We start from the raw sequence: 19790 nt of genomic DNA, 5'->3' as shown, positions 1-19790 counted from the left end.
CTCACGTCATTTCCCCATTCGTCGGCCATGAGCTGCACGAGCCGAAGCCACTCGGTCAATAAGGACTTCGATGGCTTGTTCCGGGCAGGAGTTGACCGCCTCCAGCACCCCGTCTCGGTGTTCGTCGGGAACGTCTTCGACGACGGCACGGGCATGACCGTCCACGTCGTCCAGTTCGAACGACTCCGTGGCGATCATGGCGCATAGCGTGTGCCCCTGGCACCGCTCAGAATCCACTCTGATGCGCACGCTATCTCTCACCTCGTTCCCCGAACAATGACATTCCCAGGAGTGTCCGATGTGTCGCCATCACACGACGGCCCCGCCGTTGACACCGATCACTTGCCCGTTCACGTAACCGGCACTGTCAGAACACAAAAAGGAACACACCGCGGCGACGTCGGTCCCGGCTCCGAGACGCCCGGCCGGAATGGCTTGCGTGAGAAGTTCCGTTCGGGGCAGCTTGCCCTCTTCTTGCTGTTTGCGCAGCATCGGCGAATCGATCACGAACGGCGGAACGGTATTGGCGGTAATGCCCTTCTTGGCGTAATCCAGCGCGATGGTCTTGGTCATCGCGATGACCCCGCCCTTGGTCGCCGAGTAGTGCCCCTGGCGGGGAGCGCCCTGCTGACCGGCCGCCGATGAGATGGTCACGATGCGGCCCCAGCCGGCGGCGACCATATCGGAGAGGGCGGCGCGGGCACACAGGAACGTCCCGGTGAGATTGACCGCCAGATAACGGTTCCACTCGTCCAGGGTGATTTTGTCGAACCGGGTGAAACCCGCAATCGCGGCACTGGTCACGAGAATCTCCACCGGGCCGAAAGTGTCACGGACAACGTTGAATCCATCGATCACCGACGACTCATCCGATACGTCGACAGCTACCGCTGCGGCCATCCCGTCGGCTGCCCGTACTTCGGCGACCACCTTCTCGGCTGCTTCGGCGTTGACATCCATCACCGCTACCCGGTGTCCATCGGCCGCGAGTTTGGCGCTGATTGTCCGGCCCAATCCGGACCCACCGCCGGTCACCACTGCTGTACGACTCAACTCACACGGCTCCTCATCTGTGGCCGGCATCGAACAATGCTGTACATATGTATAGCTGATGCCAGATCGCCACACAACAGTGCGGAGCCATCGAAATGGTTGCCGGCCGATCGAGCCATCCTATACAGTCGTACAGCAGACGCGTCACACGTGCGTGGACAACCCTTGCCGAGGAGCCGATGTTGACCGATTTGTATTACGACCCATGGGACTTCGACATCGACCTGGATCCCTATCCCACATACCGGCGGCTGCGTGACGAGTGCCCGGTGTACTACAACGAGCGGCACGACTTCTGGGGTATCAGTCGCTACGCCGATGTGGATGCGGCCCTCAAAGACACTGCCCGGCTGAGCTCAGCCAAAGGCGACATCCTCGAAGTCGTCATGACGGACCCGGTGATGCCTCCGGGGATATTCATCAATGAGGATCCGCCACTTCACACGATCCACCGGGCCATCGTGTCCCGGGCATTCACACCGAAGAAGATGCGCGCCATCGAAGATAAGATCCGCGCGTTCTGCGTCGCCTGCCTGGACCCACTCGTCGGTGGAGACCGGTTCGACTTCGTCGGGGACCTGGGCGCCGAGCTGCCGATGCGCACGATCGGCATGCTCGCCGGCATCCCGGACGCCGAGCAGCCTGCGGTTCGCGAGCATGCCAATCAGGTATTGCGCAACGAGCCGGGCAAGCCGATGGAGATCAAGAAAGACCGCTACTTCACCGGTGAGATGTTCGGCGAATACGTCGAATGGCGCGAGAAGAACCCCTCCGACGACTTGATCACCGAACTGCTCAATGTCGAGTTCGTCGACGAGAACGGAACCACCCGAAAACTGGCCAAGCAGGAGCTCATCGTGTTCTTGGCCGTCGTCGCCGGCGCGGGTGTCGAGACGACAGGCCGTCTGTTCGGCTGGATGGGCAAGGTGTTGGCCGAACACCCCGAGCAGCGCAAGGAATTGGCCGAAGATCACGCCCTCATCCCGACGGCGATCGAAGAGCTACTCCGTTACGAGCCACCGGGCCCACACGTCGCGCGGTACATCACCAACGACGATGTCGCCTTCCAGGGACAGGTCGTGCCCGCCGGGAAGCCCCTGCTGCTCATGCTTGCCTCGGCCAACCGCGATGAACGACATTTCGACGACCCTGACAAGTTCGACGTTCACCGCAAGCCCGGCGGCCATCTGACGTTCGGGCGCGGACCGCACTTCTGTGTGGGGTCACCCCTGGCGCGCCTCGAAGGCAGGGTGGCTCTCGAGGAGGTGCTCAAACGGTGGCCCGAGTGGGAGATCAACATGTCGGGAGCACGACGATCACGTACCTCGACCGTGCGCGGGTGGGACAGCATGCCGGCGGTTGTCTCCTGATATGACCGCGACAATCACCCGGGTCGCAGTCATCACCGGCGCTGCCCGCGGCCAAGGACGCAGCCACGCCGTGGCACTCGCAGCCGAGGGGTACGACATCATTGCCATCGACCGCTGCGCCGATGTCGAGTCCATCCCCTATCCGCTGGCCAGACCCTCCGACCTCGACGAGACCGCCCGCCTGGTGACCGAGGCCGGAGGCCGCATCAAGACAGTCGTCGCCGACGTGCGTGATTTAGGCGAGCTTCAGGCAGGAATCGATTCGGGAACAGCCGAATTCGGCGACATCGACGTGGTGGTGGCGAACGCCGGCGTAGTCGGGATGGGGCTCACGGATCCGATGGACGCCCAGGTGTACCGGGATATCGTCGACACCAATCTGAACGGCGCGTGGCACACCATCGCGACCACCGCGCCGTCGATCATCCGCAAGCAGACCGGCGGATCGATCGTCCTGATCAGCTCGATGCAGGGACTCGTGGGCCGAGGCGGTGACGGCAGTGCGTCCACCTTCGCCTACGCGGCATCCAAGCATGGTGTCGTCGGCCTGATGAGATCGGCTGCTTATGCCTACGCACCGCACCATATTCGGGTCAACTCAATCCATCCGACGGGCGTCGCGACGCCCATGATCTTCAACGATCACATGGCGCGCGTTCTCGAGGCCAACCCCGACTCCAGTGCCATGTCGGGGAATTTGCTTCCCGTCCCGTTCGTGGAACCCATCGACGTGACCAACGCCGTGCTGTTTCTCATCGGTGACTCCGCCCGTTACATCACGGGGATGACGCTGCCGGTCGACGCCGGATTCGCCGTCAAGTAACCGCACACAGCGTCAAATGCGTGTGGACCCCGACAAGTTCTGTCGGGGTCCACATGCATGCGTTCATACCCCTGCAGGCCCCGGCGCGCCGTGCATGTACAGCGTCTGACCGGAGCAGAAGCTGGAGGCGTCAGACGCGAAGAACAGGGCACCGTAGCCGATTTCGTCAGGCTCGCCGAGTCGACCCAGTCCATTGGTCAAGGCGATCGCCTCGGGATCGAGGCCGTACCGTGCCGCATCGTCGGTCAGTGTCGCAGCCCGCACCGCACCGACGGCGATCGCGTTGACCCGCACACCTTTCTTGGCCCAGGCGGCTGCCATTGATCCCGTCAGGTTGTTCACGGCAGCCTTTGCGGCGCCATAAGGCGCCGCCTGAGGCATCGCCAATAGGCCTGCGCCAGAGGAGATATTGACGATTGATCCCTTACCCTGACTGATCATCAGGCGGGCAGCAGCCTTCGACAGATGCCAGACGGCCTTGAAGTTGAGCGCCAGCACCCGTTCGAATTCGTCTTCCGGGAATCTCATGATCGACTTCGTCTCTGCGCCGCCGGCACAGTTGATCAGGATGTCAACTCGCCCGAACTCGCCGACCGTCTTGTCGATCAGCGCGTCGCAGGCGTCCGCGGTGGTGACGTCGGTCGACACGGGAAGTGCCCGGCGCCCCAGATCGACGACCTCCTTCGAAGTCGCCTCCAGCGGGCCGGGGCGCCGTCCCGCAAGCACCACGTCGGCACCGTGTTCCGCGAGCACGAGTGCCGTTCCGCGGCCGATTCCGGTGCCGCCACCCGTGATGACGGCCACTCGGCCCTCTAGCGAGAATCGGCTGGTCATGAAACTCCTTGGGGTTGGGCGATAGCCGTGCCGACAAGTGGATGTCAAACAAGCGGCCTGTACGATCGTATAGCATCCGGATTGCGTGCGCATAGCCGAGGCGCCGAGGCGCATCAATTCTTGTGAATGACGAAGAATGTTCCGGGTTGCAGCAGGAAGTCGGTGGCGTTGGCACAGATGACAGCGGTGACGGACGATCCGCCGTACTGGCCGCCGGCTTCGATGCTGCCCGACACGTTGGCCTTGACCGGATGATCCGCCGGGCAATCGGGAGATGGCCCGAGCACCGTGTTCGCGATGTTGACCAACTGGAAGCTCTTACCACTCTCGAACGGCGCAGCCCACGTGATCGTCTCGCTTCCCGGCGCAGTGCGCATCGTCTGCCCCGAACCGTTGTCCGAACTCCGAGAAGCACATCCCGAGAGCGCATGCGGCCACTGCGTATTGGGCCCGGAGAATCCGGTGCATTGAATCCAGACGTCGTTGGGTACCCGGGGGTCGGCAAGAGCTGGTACCGCCGCCACCACCGCCACGGCAGTTGCCGCCACCGCCACGGATACGGCCGCTACGAGATCACGGCCCGGGTCCACAAATTCCACAAGATTCTCCTTTTGTCGCTGCACATGGGCGGGCGTTGCGACCGCACCGACCGCCTGTCGCCCTCGATCGAGCTCAGAGACCCTGCAGGATCAGGTCCGCCGCCTGCCACGCCATCGCCATGATCGGCCCGTTGAGGTTTCCGGCGACCATTGTCGGCAGGACCGAACAGTCCACTACGCGAAGCCCTTCGACTCCGCGCACCCTCAGCCGACCATCGACCACATCGTCATCGTCGGGGCCCATGGCGCAGCTACCGGCAGCGTGGTATCCGCAGTAACCGCCGGTCAGCACTGAGTCGACGAGCGCGTCGTCGGATTGAACCATCGGCCCCGGGTAGGTCTCGTGACTGATCCGCTCGGCGATCGGCGACTGCTCGAACAGGGCGCGCATCCGGCGGACCAGATCCGCGGTGGCGGCGCGGTCGTATTCGGTGCCAAGGTAGTTCGGATTGATCCGCGGCGCGGCCTGCGGATCGGCGGAGGTGATTTCGATGGAACCCTCCGAAGTCGGCCGCAGCACCATACCCAAGCAGGAAACCCCGGCCTGACGCTCGATGGCCACCGGCTCCCCGAGGTTGTAGGGCGGTATCGTCCAGGGACCTAGCATCAGCTGAGCGTCCGGACGCTCGACATCAGGCCGGGATTTCGCGAAGCCAACAATGTCGAAAGACGGTGCAGCCAAAGGGCCTTTACGTGTGGCGAGGTACTTCGCGCCGGTCACTGCCTGGCCGACAAAACTGGATAGCAGACGGTTGTAGCCGAGATCTTCCTTGAGTTGGAACCGCATGGTGGCGCATCGATGTTCACGGAGACCCCGACCCACCTTGTCTCGATCCAAGTACACCTCGACACCTGCGGAGGTAAGCACCTCACGCGGACCGATCCCCGACAACTGCAGCAGTACGGGGGTATTGAGGCTGCCGAGCGACACGATCACCTCGCGGGTGGCCCGCATCATCCCGGTCACACCGCAGCGTGCAACCTCGACTCCGACCGCCCGGCCACTCTCGAACACGAGCTTCTGCACCACCGTGTTGGCCGCAACGGTGAGATTGGGGCGATGCAGAGCCGGCTTCAGAAACGCCGTCGCGGCGCTCACCCTCCGGCCGTTCCTGATCGTCGATGTGGCATACCCGATACGTTCGCCATCCGACTCATTGATGTCCTGTACCCGCGCCAGTCCGAGCGCCTCCCCCGCCGCGACCATCTCATCACACAGGGGATCGGGATCTCGGGGCACGGAGATATGCAGCGGGCCGCCGGATCCACGGGTGGCAGAGGGCCCGAACACATTGTCCTCGAAACCCTTGAAGATGGGCAGCATCTGACCCCAACCCCACCCCTTGTTGCCGAGCCTCTCGATCTCGTCCCAGTCGGCGCGACTCCCCCGGTTGTAGATCATTCCGTTGATCGAACTCGAACCGCCGATCACCTTGCCGCGCATCCATTGCTCGGAGTGACCATCCGGACCAAACGGCGTCGTCTGGTAGTGCCACATGTGCTTCGGGCTCTCGAAAAGCTTGCCGGATCCCTTGGGAACCAAGAACAGTGGATTGCGGTCAGCGCCACCTGCTTCCAGCAGCAGGACGCGCACGCCGGGATCCTCGGTGAGGCGATTGGCCAGCACACATCCGGCGGATCCCGCTCCCGCAATGATGTAGTCAAAGCTGGTCATGATGTGCCCCTCCTCAGTTGCCGGCGCCGACGCGCTGTACGACCGTACAATATTCATGGGGCTTGGCACATCGCAATCGGAAATCAGCCCGGCAGAGGTGGGACAGCGCTCACGTCGACACCGCCTTCCACCTGAAGGTTCCAGCTGTTGAATGCCATTGCCAGGCAGGTGTATGCGCCAACAATGAATGGCAATTCGACCAACTGGCGTTCATCGAGATGCCGGGCCAGCCGACCCCAGGTCGCATCGTCGATGCGATAGGTATCGAGCAACTGATCGGTCGCGTCGACAAGATCACACTCCAGCGGCGACCAGCGATCGCACACACCGTCGATCACACCCTGCACATCGTCAGCGTCGAGCCCATACTGCGTAATCAGACGCACGTGGTGGACCCATTCGTACTGCGCGCGGGTTCGCCAAGCCACCCGCAGCAGCATCAACTCGCGTTCCCGGTGGCCGATCACAGGCTCGCGCAACAGCACACTGCCAAATCTGTTGAAGGCCTCGGCCAGTGCCGGATGATGAACCATCGTCGCCAGCACATTCGGCGCCGCACCCACCTTCCGAAACTCGCGCACCGCCGCTTCCGATAACGCCGAAACCACTGCGCCAACGGCCTTCTCATCCCAATCCGCCGGAGGAACCGGCGCTATCCGAGGGCCTGCTCCCGGGTGCTCATCTGACGTCATCTCCACACTGTACATTCGTACAGCATGACTGGTAGGTTTCGGCCATGACACTCAGTCCCGAATCAGCAGGCAGCGCACCCGGCCGTGGCAGGCTCGCGGGCCGCCGCGTCGTCGTCATCGGTGCCGGGTCACGCCCGTCGAACGACCCGGAGGTCACGGTCGGCAACGGTCGCGCCATCGCGGTGCTGGCTGCCCGTGAGGGCGCCCAGGTGGTGTGCGTCGATATCGACGAGGCCGCCGCGTCAGCAACCGCCGATATGTGTGCGCAGGAGGGCAGCGAAAGCATCGCCGTGGTCGCCGACGTGCGTGATGCCACGGCGTGTGAACGTCTGGTTCTCGAGGCCCATGAGAAGCTCGGCGGACTGGACGGAGTGGTCGCCAACGTCGGATTCGGTACGGGGCAGGGACTCGCAGGCACCTCGCCCGAGTTATGGGACGACCTCTTCGCCCTCAACGTCCGATCGCACTTCCTCGTTACCCGGGCCGCAATGCCCCTGCTGGCTGACGGGAGCGCCCTTGTGTTCATCGGCTCTGTCGCCGGCGTGAAGGGCGGCACCCGAATTCCCGCCTACGATGCGTCCAAGGCCGCGCTGTTCGGGCTGTGCCGGCACGTCGCCCTGGAGGGCGCACCCCGCGGCATCCGCGCCAACCATGTGATACCCGGGCCGGTCGACACCCCTCTCGGACGGGTCGGCGATGCTTCCGTAGCACGCAGATCCAAGATCCGCTGGCCGCTGGGGCGCCAGGCCACCGCATGGGACATCGCCTACGCCACCGTCTTCATGCTCAGCGGCGAGTCTGCATACATCACCGCGCAGTCACTGGTCGTGGACGGCGGCATCACCCAGTTCGGATAAGTACTGCACCCCCCGCTGGTCACCCACAGGAGACCGACCCGATCGCGCTTCCCGTGCGGTAACCACTACTGTAATGTCTTCCGTACCTATTGCGAAGGCAGTGGAAACGGGAGGGTAGTGGTCATGAAAGTGCCGTTCACCTGGAAGGTCACCGGCTGGTTCATGATCGGCTGGTCGGCCGAGTACGAGGTCGGCGATGTGAAGGCGCTGAAGTACTTCGGCGAGGACCTCGCCGCCTACCGCGACGAGTCCGGCAAGCTGCATGTGCTCGAAGCGCATTGCAAGCACCTCGGTGCCCACATCGGTCACGGCGGCAAGGTCGTCGGCGACTGCGTCGAGTGCCCGTTCCACGGATGGCGGTGGGGCCCCGAGGGCAACAACACCTATATCCCCTATCAACCCGACAAGCCCAACCGCGGCCTGCGACTGCGTTCCTACCCGGTCAAGGAGCAGTACGGCTGCATCTTCATGTGGTACCAGCCCGCCGGCTTGGAACCGCAATGGGAACTGCCCGACATCTTCCACAAGTTCCCGCAGTTCGAAACCGATCCGAATGCGTACTACCGGCCCTACCCGGAGTTCTCCAGCCGGGCCGAAGCGATCCCGGTCCATCCACAGATCGTGGCCGAAAACGGTCCCGACAGTTCACATTTCCGCTACGTGCACGGCGCGACGGTGACGCCGGTGTGCCTGCACTGGGAACACGTCGACGAGGAATGGCGGTTCCTCACGGGCTGGCCCGATGCCCGCAGTGACGATCCGAACCAGATGGCGCTGCGGATTCACAGCCATTTCTCCGGGCTCGGGTTCGCCATGAGCGCCTTCGAGGGTTCGTCCAACCACCGGTTGATCTTCGCCTGCACGCCGGTCGATGACGAGGTGTCGGACATGTTCTATTCGATCTGGTGGCCCAAAGAATCAGGCACAGCTGCCGGGTCCGATGTCCCACCGGAACACGTGCGCAAGAAGGTCGAGAAGCAGTTCCTCAAGACCGTGTGGGAGGACTGCGACATCTGGCGCTACCAGAAGTATGTCGAGCATCCTCCGCTGGCCAAGATCGACGCGAAACCGTATATGGCCATGCGCAAGTGGGCCACTCAGTTCTACGAGGTTCCCCCCGCCCCACCCGGTGACGTCCCGCCCGTCTCCGACAACCAGCCCGCCGTCCACGCATGAGGCCCAGTCTGACCGAACTGGTGGCACCCGAGCACACCGCGATCGTCACCCAGGAATGCCAGGGCGCGGTAGTCGGCCCCGACGCCGGACTCGCCGCACTCGCTGACGAGGCCCGACGCGTTGCACTACCCAACATCGCCCGTCTGTTACCGGCAGCCCGGGCCGTCTCGGCCCAGGTGGTGCACTGCCTGGTGCAGCGACGCCCGGATGGGTTGGGCTCCAACCACAACGCCAAGATCTTCGCCATCGGCCGCAATGACGTCGGCATCCTGCCCGGCAGCCCGGGAGCCACGTTGCTTCCCGAATTCGGCCCGGAACCAGACGATCTCGTGCTGGCTCGCTGGCACGGTCTGGGTCCGATGGGCGGCACCGACCTGGATGCGATCCTGCGCAACCTCGGGGTACGCACCATCGTGGCCGTGGGCGTCTCCGTGAACATCGCGATCACCAACCTGGTGATGGACGCGGTCAACGCCGGGTACCAGGTGGTGCTGCCACGGGATGCAGTGGCAGGAATTCCGACAGCCTATGCCGACGCGGTCATCGACAATACGTTGTCTCTGCTGGCCACCGTCACCACCACCGAAGACCTGCTGCACGCCTGGCAGCACTGACCCGCCAAGAGGAGAAACCGTGCAGTTCACCGTCCCAGCCGTAGCCGAAGCCGTCACGGCCGCCATCGGAGACCGCCCGCTGATCATCCAGGGCGACCGTCGGTTCACCTACCGCCAGATCGTAGACCGGTCGAATCGCCTGGCGGCGTACCTGCATTCGCGCGGGTTGGGGGCGCAGACCGAACGTGGCGCGCTGGCCGGCCACGAGGTGGGTCAGGATCTGCTCGGCATCTACGCCTACAACGGGCCGGAATTCGTCGAATCTCTGCTCGGTTCCTTCCGGGCCCGGGTCGCCCCCTTCAACGTCAACTACCGATACGTCAAGAACGAATTGCAGTACCTGCTCGCCGATTCCGGTGCATCCGCGCTGGTGTATCACGACGCGTTCGCACCGCGAGTGGCCGAGGTACTCCCGGACCTGCCGGGATTGCGGGTGCTGATCCAGATCGCCGACGGCTCCGGCAGTGAACTGCTCGACGGTGCAGTGGATTACGACTCGATCGTCGCCGAGGGCGCTTCGGCAGAGGTGCCGGTCGAGCCCTGCCCGGATGACCTCTACGTGCTCTACACCGGCGGTACGACCGGAATGCCCAAGGGCGTGCTGTGGCGGCAGCACGACATCTTCATGACCGCGTTCGGCGGACGCAACATGGTGACCGGCGAGAAGGCCGGGTCCGTCGAGGAGATCGTCGGGCGTGCAGTGGAGAATCCCGGAACCAAGCTACTGATCCTCCCGCCGCTGATTCACGGCGCGGCGCAATGGGGTGCGATGACGGCCGTGACCACCGGCCAGACCGTGGTGTTCCCGAGTGTGGTCGACCACTTCGATGCCGACGACGTGGTGCGCACCATCGAACGCGAACAGGTGCTGGTGGCGACGGTCGTCGGCGACGCGATGGCACGGCCGCTCCTCGATGCGATCAAGAGCGGCGCCGCCGATGTGTCGTCTCTGTCCGTAGTGGCCAACGGAGGCGCGCAGTTGACTCCCTATGTCAAACAGCAACTCATCGACGCGAAGGCCAACCTGATCGTCGTCGACGGGGTGGGGTCATCGGAGACCGGCGCGCAGATGAGTCACATGTCAGCCCCCGGTGCGGTGTCGACCGGAACTTTCAACGCCGGACCCGATACCTGTGTGGTGACCGAGGATTTCACCGCAGTCCTGACCGCCGGCCACGAGGGGCTGGGCTGGCTGGCGCAGCGAGGTTTCGTGCCGCTGGGTTACAAGGGTGATGCCGTCAAGACCGCGGCGACATTCCCGGTGATCGGCGGGGTGCGTTATGCGACGCCGGGTGACCGGGCCCGCCACCTGAACGGCGGTGCAATCGAACTGCTCGGTCGTGACTCGGTCACCATCAACTCCGGTGGCGAGAAGATCTTCGCCGAGGAAGTCGAGTCGGCGATCGCCTCGCATCCCGCGGTGCGCGATGTGGTGGTCACCGGCCGCCCCAGTGAACGCTGGGGGCAGGAAGTGGTGGCTGTCGTTGCGCTCGCCGAGGGCGCTGAGGCCGACGCCGATACCCTTATCCGGCACGCCGAATCCTCGATCGCCCGCTACAAGCTTCCGAAGGCCGTGGTGTTCCGCCCGATCATCGAGCGCAGCCCCGCCGGTAAGGCTGATTACCGCTGGGCCCGCGAGCAGGCGGTCAGCGAAACTTCTTGAGCCGGGCGGCGGTTCGGCTGCGGGCCCGCCGCAGCATGAGGTCGGTGCTGACCCGCATCGAGGCGGTGAACGGCTTGGCCGCCTGGCCGGTGACGCTGAACGGCAGGTCATTGCCCACCACCGAGCGGTAGTGGCTGAACGTATCGAAGCCGGCCTTACCGTGATAGGCGCCGGTCCCGCTGCGTCCGACGCCGCCGAACGGGGCGTCGGACGGGATCATGTGCGCGGCAAAGTCGTTGCGGGCAACCCCGCCGCTGCGGGTGCGGCTCACGAATTGCCGGAAGTCGGCATCGTCCGGCCCGAACCAGTAGGCCACCAGCGGTGACGGGTTGGCGTTGATGTGATCGACCGCCTCGTCGAGCGCGGAGTACCCGCGAACTACCAGCACGGGCCCGAACACCTCTTCGCTCGCGATCCGCATCCGGTCGTCGACGTCGCGCACGATGGTCGGGGCGACCTTGCGCGAGCCCGGATCGGGCAGTACCTCACCCGCGGGCACAACGGAGTCGATTCGGGCTCCCTGGGCGCGGGCGTCGGCGATCAGCCCCACCACCCGGTCGAAGTTGGCCTGGTTCACCGACGAGCAGTAGTCGGGATTGCCGACGATGCTGGGGAACAGGTCGCTCAAGGTCTTGCGTGCCACCTCGACGAACCGATCCACCTGCGCATCGGGCACGAAGACGTAGTCCGGACAGACGCACACCTGACCGCCATTGACCATGCGCGCCTGGGCGATTCGACTTGCCGCCCGTTCCAGATCGGCGCCGGGGGCCACCACGACCGGGTTCTTGCCGCCCAGCTCCAAGGTGACGGGAACGAGGTTGTCCGAGGCGGCCCGCGCGACGAGCTTCCCGACCGAGGGCGAGCCGGTGAAGAACAGGTGGTCGAACGGCAGGCCGGCGAACGCTGCGGCCACCTCCGGTCCCCCGGTCACCACCTGCAGTTCGGTCGCGTCGAAATACTTCGGTGCGGTGACCGCCATCAACTCGGCGGTGCGCGGGGTGACCTCAGACATCTTGATCATCACCCGGTTGCCGGCGGCGAATGCCGCCGCCGCGGGCAGCACCGTCAATTGGATCGGGAAGTTCCACGGACCGATCACGCCGACCACGCCGAGCGGACTGGGCAGCACCTCGGCGCGCAGCCCCGCGAAACGAGCTGCTCGCATCAGCTTCGTCGCACGCATCCACTGCGGCACATGCGCCCTGGTGTGCTCGACCACCGAGAGCATGCCGAGAATCTCGGAGAGAAACGCCGCCGACCGCGACCGCGACCCGTAATCGGCTGCGGTGGCAGCGACGAAATCCTCGGAGTTGTCCAAGACCATCGCGAGCAACCGGTCAATACGATTGCGGCGCAGTGCGACATCGGGCGGGCCATCGGCGATGAAAGACCGGCGCTGGGCAGCCAGCAGCTCATCCAGGCCGTCGCGCGGCGACGTCATTGCCGCACGCTCCTCGATCGCGCTCATCGAATCCGTCTCCTCGCCAGGGCACGCGTGACAATTCCCGGAGATCCTTCCGGGAAGGCTAACGGTAGCACTCCGCCAACAGGTCGAAGGCAATTGTCCAACCTGCCCGAATTGTTTACAGTCGTCCTTACTGTCGTTCATTCGGTGAGAGGTTTGGGGCATGTCGGAAGCCGCACGCAGAGTCGTCGTCGTCGGAGCCGGATCCGGGATCGGGGCAGCCACCGCGGCGCACTTCTTCGATCGAGGCGACCACGTCCTCGCAGTTGATCTGCGTCCCAACGACACTCCGGCCTCGGAGCACGCCACATGCGACCTTCGGGACGCCGCAGACATCACTCGACTGCTGGGCGAGATCGGCGACGGCTGGGACCTGCTCGCGCATGTCGCAGGCGTTCCGGGAACCGCGCCGGCCGCCGACGTTCTCAAGGTCAACTATCTCGGCATGCGACTGGTGGCCGAAGGCATGCTGCCGCTGTTACGCCACGGCGGATCGATCGTCACGGTGGCGTCGACCGCCGCGTTGGGCTGGCAGCAACGCATCGACATCCTCGACGGGCTCCTCGAACTCACCGACGGGGATGCGGTGGCGCAGTGGCAGACCGGGCAGGATCCGGGCTTTCCGGTCTACACGACCTCCAAGCAGGCCGCGATCCTGTTCGTCAAGCGAGTCGCGGGGCCGGCCTGGAGCAAGTACGGGGTCCGGGTCAACACGGTCAGCCCGGGCCCGGTCGAGACGCCGATCCTGTCCGACTTCGAGCAGACCATGGGCAAGGACGTCCTGGACCTGGTGCGGGCCACGGTGGGCCGGCACGCCACCGTCGACGACGTCGTCCCACTGATCGCCTTCCTCGCCTCTCCCGAGGCACGTTGGATCAACGGTCAGGACATCCAGGTCGACGCCGGGTTCATCGCGGCGATGAGCAACGGGGCCCCGATCGCACTCTGATCACCGCCCAGATTTCATTACTGTAATATTTACAGTAATATGCATCAGTGTGATCGGTCGGCTCCGACAGGTGGGGTGAGCTGTGGATAGTCAAGTGCAGGACTTTGCGTCGGAGGACGCCGTCGTTGACACGGCCGGCCTGCTGCGTGACCCGTACCCGATCTTCGCGCAGCACCGCGCCAAGCACGGCGTCTTCCGCGGCTCGGTGATGGACTGGTCCAAGACTCCGGAATCCCTTCTGCCGGAACATCAATTCGCCGCGGTGTCGTTCGACGCGGTCAACACCGTCTTCCGGGATGGAAAGTCGTTCAATTCGAAGATCTACGACAGCACCATCGGACTGTTCATCGGTCCCACGATCCTGGCCATGGAGGGCAAGACCCACCGCGACCACCGAAACCTGGCCTCGGCCGCGTTCAAGTCGCGATCGTTGCAGCGCTGGGAGCCCGAGATCGTTCGCCCGATCTGCGAGGCGCTCGTCGACGAGTTCATCGAGGCCGGCAGCGCCGATCTGGTGCGCGACTTCACCTTCGAGTTCCCCACGCGGGTGATCTCGAAGCTGCTCGGACTGCCCGAGGAGCACCTGCCGTGGTTCCGGCAGCGCGCCGTCGAACTCATCAGCTACACGGTGAAGTACAAGCGCGCGTTTGAAGCATCTGCGGCCCTGAAAGAATATTTCCTCGGTCAGATCGACCTGCGCCGCTCGAAGCCCACCGACGACATCATCGGCGACCTCGTCACCGCGGAGATCGACGGCGAGAAGCTGACCGACGAGGCCATCTACTCGTTCCTGCGGTTGCTCCTGCCCGCAGGGCTGGAGACCACATACCGGTCCTCGGGCAACCTGCTCTACCTATTGCTCACCCACCCTGAGCAGTTCGCCGCGGTGCAGGCCGACCATGGGCTGATCGATCAGGCCATCGAGGAGGGGCTGCGCTACGAGACCCCGCTGACCACTGTGCAACGTTCGGCCACCCAGGCCACCGTACTCGACAGTGTGGAGCTGCCCGCCGGTGCGGTGATCGACGTCTGCATCGGCTCGGCCAACCGCGACGAGAAGCGGTGGGAGCTCCCTGAGGAGTTCGACATCTTCCGGAAGCGGGTACCGCACATCACCTTTGCCGCCGGTGAGCACACCTGTATGGGGTTGCATCTCGCCCGGATGGAAACCCGGGTGGCGTTGGAGAGCCTGCTCGGCCGCGTGCGCAACCTTGAACTGGTCACCGACGACGACCCCCATATCTTCGGTCAGCCGTTCCGCTCCCCCACCGAAATACCCGTCACATTCGATCCAGTCCGCTAGAGGTACGCCCGCATGGTCAGACCCGCTAGCACCCCTGGTCGGCAACGCCGCGAACGCGGGTCGATCAGTATCGACGAAATCCTGCGCGGCGCTTTCGAAATCGCCGACGAGGTGTCGATCGACAACCTCAGCATGCCGCAGCTTGCCCGCCATCTCGACGTCGGCGTGACCAGCATCTACTGGTACTTCCGCCGCAAGGACGAGTTGCTCGATGCGATGACGGAGCGTGTGCTGACCGATTACGACCTGAGTGTGCTGTCCATCGAGGCGGGCACTTGGCGAGAATCCCTGCGCGCGCACGCCCACCGCATGCGAGAGATGTTCACCAACAATCCGATTGTGTGCGACCTGATCCTGATCCGCGGCACCCGGGGGATACCGGCGGCACGCACCGCACTCGAGAAGATCGAACAGCCCGTGGCCGCCCTGGTGGCGGCCGGACTCACCGCCAAGCAGGCATTCGACACCTACACGGCCATCTCGGTGCTGGTGCGTAGTTCGGCCGTGCTGCAACGGCTACAGAGCCGGACACCCGAGGTCCAATTCCCCCGTGAGTACTGGGAGCAGGTGATCGACGCCGAGGCGATGCCGTTGATCGCCTCAATCCCCGGGCGGGGTTACCGGATCGGGATGGCCGATGACATCAACTTCGACCACATCCTCGACAGCATCCTCGACCGCGCCGCGCTGTTCGCCTCCGCGCGGGGATAACGCTACTGCCGGGGCAACCGCCAGCCGATCGTCTTGGTCTCGGTGTACTGCGCGAACCCCTCTATGCCGCACTGCCTTCCGACACCGCTGTTCTTGTACCCGCCGAACGGCGCGTCAGCACCGTAGTACATCCCGCCGTTGACCCCGATGGCCCCGGTACGGACACGCCGGGCGATCCCCATCGCCCGCTCGGATGACGCCGACATCACCGCACCGGCCAAGCCGAACGCACTGTCGTTGGCGATCCGCACCGCCTCATCGTCATCGTCGAACGGCAGCATCACCAGCACCGGTCCGAACACCTCGTCCTGGGCGATGGCCGATCCGGGATCGGCTCCCACGATGACGGTAGGTGCGACGAAATGCCCGTCGGCCAGATAGGCAGGCAGCCCGTCCGGCACCCCGCCGCCCACGACGATGTCGGCGCCGTCGCGGCGGGCGCCCTCGATGGCGTCGAGCACACGTTGCTTGGCCGCCGCGGTGATCAGCGGACCGACCAGCGTCGTCGACAATGCCGGGTCGCCCACCGGGACCGCGCCGAAAGCCATCGTCACATTGGCAACCGCTTCGTCGAACAGGCTGCGGTGCACCAGCATCCGGGTGTTCGCCGCACAAGCCTGCCCGGCATGCACGCACGCCCCGATCGCGCCGGGGATGATGTGGCCGGGCTTGGCGTCGTCGAGCACGATCATCGCCGACTTGCCACCGAGTTCCAGGAAGGTGCGCTTCATGGTGTCAGCCCCGACCCGCATCAGATGCCTGCCGACGGCCGTCGACCCGGTGAACGACACCATGTCGACACGAGGATCGGTGCCCAACTGCCCGGCCACCTCGTTGGACGGCGTCGGCACCACGTTGACGACGCCGGGTGGCATGTCGGTGCGCTCGGCGATCAACCGGCCCAACCGGGTGGCGTTCCACGGCGTGTTCGGATCGGGCTTGAGCACCACGGTGTTCCCTGCGGCCAGCGCGGGCCCAAGCTTGTTGAGGATCACCTCGATCGGGAAGTTCGACGGGGTGATCGCGGCGACCACGCCGACCGCTTCCTTGACCACGGTGCGGGCGTTGCGCTCGCCGAACAGCCCGCCGCCGTCGAGCGTGCGCTCCCATTCGAACTCGTCGATCAGCCGAGCCGGGTACCGCAGCGCATCGGCCAATGGCCAGTCCAGCTGGGCATTCTCCGTCGTCATCGCCGGGCAGCCCACCTCGGCGATCAATTCCTCACGCAGGTCGTCTTTCTCGGCCTCGATGGCCTCCTGCAGCTGAGCCAGCACACGCCGGCGCAGCCCGCGGTCGGTACTCCAGTCGGACTCATCGAACGCACGCCGGGAGGCACTGATCGCGGCGTCCATGTCCTCGGCACCGGCGGCCGCCGTCGTTCCCAGCACCAGACCCGTGGCCGGACTGAGATTGTCGAACTCGGCACCGGAAGCAGCGGCCACCAGCTCACCGTCGATCAGCATCCGCTTCTCGGCCCGACCGGCAGCACGCCGACCGATCTCCACACTGGTGACGGCCTGCTCAACGACTTCACTCACAGTCGCAACTGTAACACTTACAGTATAAGAATCAGCACGGTTCCACCTGCACCGGCACCCCAGTCAGCCAGGACATGCCGGCCAGCGCCTCGATATCGGCCGGATCGCTCGACATCAACTGGTTGACGTTGGCGCCACCGGCCTGATTGGCGATCCGCCAGCCGCCATTCCCCTTGTGCCCCCATCCATGCGGTATCGCCACGGTGCCGCGCACGATGTCGTCGGTGAGCGACAGCGCGATATCGATCTGACCGTACGGCGATCGAACCCGCACCTCGTCACCGTCTGCCAGGCGTCGCATCGCAGCATCCTCGGTATGCATGAGTGCCCGTTGAATCCTGTTGCCGCGCATGAGTAACGGCGAATTGTGCAACCACGAGTTCTCCGATCGGGGCTCGCGCATCCCGATCATGCGCAGCGGATAGCCCTCGGGCGCAGTGCGTCCCGACATCGCGGTGATTTCTGACGCGATGTCCGCGTGCGCGAGGCGAATCCGCCCCTTCGGGTACACCACCACCTCGCCGAGTACCCCGGTCCGGATGTTGGGTGCCACCACGACGCCATGCGGATGCCGCTCGGTCAGCCGGGCGAAGGTCAACCCGTCGCGGCGCAGCCCGAAACGGTCACCGCCATCGGCCATCCTGATCATCATGTCGATCATCGGCCGTGGGCTGATTTTCCGGTGCCGGCGTGCCGCGCGCTTGGCCGCCAGCCGGAGCGCGACGAAAAGCGGTGTGCGAACGCCCATTCTGCAGATCAGGTCGACGACGATGTCCCATTCGGTGCGTGCCTGTCCCGTTGGTTCCACCACCGCGTCGGTAGCCTGACGGAACGGCGTGGCCTGGAACATCTGGAACGTCACGGCGAAGTCATCACGTTCGTACATCGTCGTCACCGGCAGCACGTAGTCACAGTGCGCGGTGGTCTCGTTGACATAGAGATCCAGCCCGACTGAAAGATCGACCGTGTCCAGCGCTTCTTCCAACTCCGTGCCGTTGGGAACCGACAGCACCGGGTTTCCCGCCCCGATGAACATCGCCTTGACCTGGCCCCGACCGGGCGTGGTGATCTCCTTGGCCATGAACGCGGCAGGCTCGGCCCCGATCACCGAACGGAATCCCCCGACCCGGGTGCGCTTGGTGCGATAGCTCCGGCGCAGCGAGACACCCATCGCTATCGAACCCCACTTCTGACCGGGGATACCCAACGTGCTGAAGACACTGCCGCCCGGCACGTCGAGGTTTCCCGCAACGAGATTGACCGCGTCCAGCAGGTAGGTGGTCAGCGTGCCGTTGCGGCCGACGCAGGTGCCCAGCCGACCGTAGACCGCGGCCCGCGTAGTGGTCGCCAGGTCACGGGCCAACATGCGCACCGTCTCGGGGTCGATACCGGTGTGCCCTTCGGTGTCTTCCGGGCTGAACGGCGCGCATTGCTCACGCAGCCAATCCAATCCATCGGCCTGGACCCGGGCCCTCGCACTGACGAGCCCCTCGGCGAACACCACCTGCAAGATCGACAACAGCAGGTATGCATCCGCGTCCGGGGTGATTCCGAGCCATTCGAACTGGGCCGCCGTCTCGCTGCGCCGCGGATCGACGACCACGACCCGCCCACCCCGCTTGACGATGTCGTGCATGCGATCCTTGATCCGCGGTGCTGTCAGGAAACTGCCATGGGACACCACCGGATTCGCGCCGAGCATGACCAGCAGGTCGGTTCGGATCAGGTCCGGGATGGGTACCGGGAACGGCGCTCCATAGAGAAACTGGTTGGCCAGCAGGCGGCTACTGGTGTCCTGGGTCGAGGAGCTGAAGAAATGGCTGTCGCCACCGATGCCCTTGGCGAACGCCATCGCGGCGAACAGATGCGAGTAGCTGAAGGCCGCGGGATTCCCCATGTACCAGGCCAGCGCTCCGGAACCGTGCCTGCGGTGGATCGCGGTGAGCCTGGCGGCGATGTCGTCGAGCGCCTCATCCCAACTCACCGCTTCGAATTCCGCCGATGAGCCGCTTGCGCGAAGAGAATCTGACCGGGCGGTGCGCTTCAGCGGCGTGGTCACCCGGTCCGGATCGTTGACCACCTCGTTGAAGGCGATGCCCTTCTGGCAGGCGAAGCCCGCCGAAAGCGGGTGTTCCTTGTCCGGGCGCAGCGCGGTGAGACGGCCGTCCTCGACGGTGGCGATCATGCCGCACAGCGGTTCGCAGATGCGGCAGAACGTCGGCTTGTGTTCGACGGTGTGGGGTGACATCGACACCTCTGAAGGGGGGCTGGAACGCGACACCAGATACGCTACTGTAAGAATTACAGTTGGTGTGCGTAGTTCGGCGATAAGAGGAGCTCACAATGCAGAAAGCGCTGGCCCCCGAGATCTCGACGTGGCCCGACGCCGAACCCCAGCTGATCGGCAGCCGCTGCACCGACTGCACCGCCACCACCTTCCCCGCCCAGGCCCGCTGCCCCAAGTG

The 19790-nt window shown here is 64.8% G+C and carries 19 protein-coding genes; 10 read left to right on the top strand and 9 right to left on the bottom strand.

The features are described from left to right. Nucleotides 1-6: 6 nt before the first annotated feature. A complete protein-coding gene (locus AB0I14_RS31410) occupies nt 7-237 on the bottom strand; it encodes a ferredoxin (protein WP_358030900.1) in 231 nt (76 codons plus the stop codon). Nucleotides 238-309: 72 nt separating this feature from the next. After that, nucleotides 310-1083, bottom strand: a complete 774-nt coding sequence (locus AB0I14_RS31405; protein ID WP_358030676.1) for an SDR family NAD(P)-dependent oxidoreductase — start codon at nt 1081-1083, stop codon at nt 310-312. Between the two features lie 152 nt (nt 1084-1235). On the opposite strand from AB0I14_RS31405, the gene AB0I14_RS31400 reads away from it, so the two are divergent. Then, a complete protein-coding gene (locus tag AB0I14_RS31400) occupies nt 1236-2423 on the top strand; it encodes a cytochrome P450 (RefSeq protein ID WP_358030673.1) in 1188 nt (395 codons plus the stop codon). 1 nt (nt 2424) lies between these two features. Then, nucleotides 2425-3246, top strand: coding sequence for a mycofactocin-coupled SDR family oxidoreductase (locus tag AB0I14_RS31395; RefSeq protein ID WP_358030670.1), 822 nt, complete (start codon nt 2425-2427; stop codon nt 3244-3246). A 63-nt stretch (nt 3247-3309) separates the two neighbouring features. Here the strand turns inward: AB0I14_RS31395 and AB0I14_RS31390 are convergent, their stop codons facing one another. The 4 genes from AB0I14_RS31390 to AB0I14_RS31375 form a co-directional block, all read right to left on the bottom strand. After that, complete coding sequence (locus AB0I14_RS31390) at nt 3310-4080, bottom strand: SDR family oxidoreductase (protein WP_358030667.1); 771 nt, start codon at nt 4078-4080, stop codon at nt 3310-3312. A 113-nt stretch (nt 4081-4193) separates the two neighbouring features. After that, entirely contained in the window at nt 4194-4679 is a 486-nt protein-coding gene (locus AB0I14_RS31385; protein ID WP_358030664.1) for a hypothetical protein, read from the bottom strand. A 73-nt stretch (nt 4680-4752) separates the two neighbouring features. Beyond that, entirely contained in the window at nt 4753-6354 is a 1602-nt protein-coding gene (locus AB0I14_RS31380; protein WP_358030660.1) for a GMC family oxidoreductase N-terminal domain-containing protein, read from the bottom strand. A gap of 83 nt (nt 6355-6437) precedes the next feature. Beyond that, on the bottom strand, nt 6438-7061 hold the full coding sequence (locus AB0I14_RS31375; RefSeq protein ID WP_358030658.1) for a carboxymuconolactone decarboxylase family protein: 624 nt from the start codon (nt 7059-7061) through the stop codon (nt 6438-6440). 29 nt (nt 7062-7090) lie between these two features. On the opposite strand from AB0I14_RS31375, the gene AB0I14_RS31370 reads away from it, so the two are divergent. The 4 genes from AB0I14_RS31370 (at nt 7091) to AB0I14_RS31355 (ending at nt 11356) form a co-directional block, all read left to right on the top strand. Then, nucleotides 7091-7903, top strand: a complete 813-nt coding sequence (locus AB0I14_RS31370; RefSeq protein ID WP_358030655.1) for an SDR family oxidoreductase — start codon at nt 7091-7093, stop codon at nt 7901-7903. Between the two features lie 123 nt (nt 7904-8026). Beyond that, complete coding sequence (locus AB0I14_RS31365; protein WP_358030652.1) at nt 8027-9079, top strand: Rieske 2Fe-2S domain-containing protein; 1053 nt, start codon at nt 8027-8029, stop codon at nt 9077-9079. After that, nucleotides 9076-9693: a cysteine hydrolase gene (locus AB0I14_RS31360; protein ID WP_358030648.1), complete on the top strand. Its 618-nt coding sequence runs from the start codon at nt 9076-9078 to the stop codon at nt 9691-9693. Before AB0I14_RS31365 ends, AB0I14_RS31360 begins: the two co-directional genes overlap by 4 nt. Nucleotides 9694-9712: 19 nt before the next feature. Further along, complete coding sequence (locus AB0I14_RS31355; protein WP_358030645.1) at nt 9713-11356, top strand: acyl-CoA synthetase; 1644 nt, start codon at nt 9713-9715, stop codon at nt 11354-11356. Here the strand turns inward: AB0I14_RS31355 and AB0I14_RS31350 are convergent. Continuing rightward, the gene (locus AB0I14_RS31350) at nt 11340-12827 is read right to left on the bottom strand and encodes an aldehyde dehydrogenase family protein (RefSeq protein ID WP_358030643.1); all 1488 of its coding nucleotides are present in this window, start codon (nt 12825-12827) and stop codon (nt 11340-11342) included. The two genes, AB0I14_RS31355 and AB0I14_RS31350, sit on opposite strands and share 17 nt — an antisense overlap. Before the next feature lie 160 nt (nt 12828-12987). Between AB0I14_RS31350 and AB0I14_RS31345 the strand changes: the two genes are divergently transcribed. The 3 genes from AB0I14_RS31345 (at nt 12988) to AB0I14_RS31335 (ending at nt 15787) form a co-directional block, all read left to right on the top strand. Further along, nucleotides 12988-13773, top strand: coding sequence for an SDR family oxidoreductase (locus AB0I14_RS31345; protein WP_358030641.1), 786 nt, complete (start codon nt 12988-12990; stop codon nt 13771-13773). Nucleotides 13774-13855: 82 nt separating this feature from the next. After that, complete coding sequence (locus AB0I14_RS31340) at nt 13856-15076, top strand: cytochrome P450 (protein WP_358030638.1); 1221 nt, start codon at nt 13856-13858, stop codon at nt 15074-15076. A gap of 12 nt (nt 15077-15088) precedes the next feature. Next, on the top strand, nt 15089-15787 hold the full coding sequence (locus AB0I14_RS31335; RefSeq protein ID WP_358030636.1) for a TetR family transcriptional regulator: 699 nt from the start codon (nt 15089-15091) through the stop codon (nt 15785-15787). A 2-nt stretch (nt 15788-15789) separates the two neighbouring features. Here AB0I14_RS31335 and AB0I14_RS31330 read toward each other — a convergent pair whose 3' ends face one another. After that, on the bottom strand, nt 15790-17325 hold the full coding sequence (locus tag AB0I14_RS31330; protein WP_358030633.1) for an aldehyde dehydrogenase family protein: 1536 nt from the start codon (nt 17323-17325) through the stop codon (nt 15790-15792). A 31-nt stretch (nt 17326-17356) separates the two neighbouring features. Continuing rightward, the gene (locus AB0I14_RS31325; protein WP_358030630.1) at nt 17357-19573 is read right to left on the bottom strand and encodes a molybdopterin-dependent oxidoreductase; all 2217 of its coding nucleotides are present in this window, start codon (nt 19571-19573) and stop codon (nt 17357-17359) included. A gap of 95 nt (nt 19574-19668) precedes the next feature. On the opposite strand from AB0I14_RS31325, the gene AB0I14_RS31320 reads away from it, so the two are divergent. Continuing rightward, nucleotides 19669-19790, top strand: a 122-nt coding sequence (locus AB0I14_RS31320; RefSeq protein WP_358030898.1) for a zinc ribbon domain-containing protein, incomplete at its 3' end; no start/stop codon positions are given.

The organism is Mycobacterium sp. NPDC050441 (assembly GCF_040655355.1).
In the GTDB taxonomy this organism is placed as follows: Bacteria; Actinomycetota; Actinomycetes; order Mycobacteriales; family Mycobacteriaceae; genus Mycobacterium.
The sequence above is the reverse complement of the archived record's forward strand: the minus strand, read 5'-3'. Positions and strand labels throughout refer to the sequence as shown.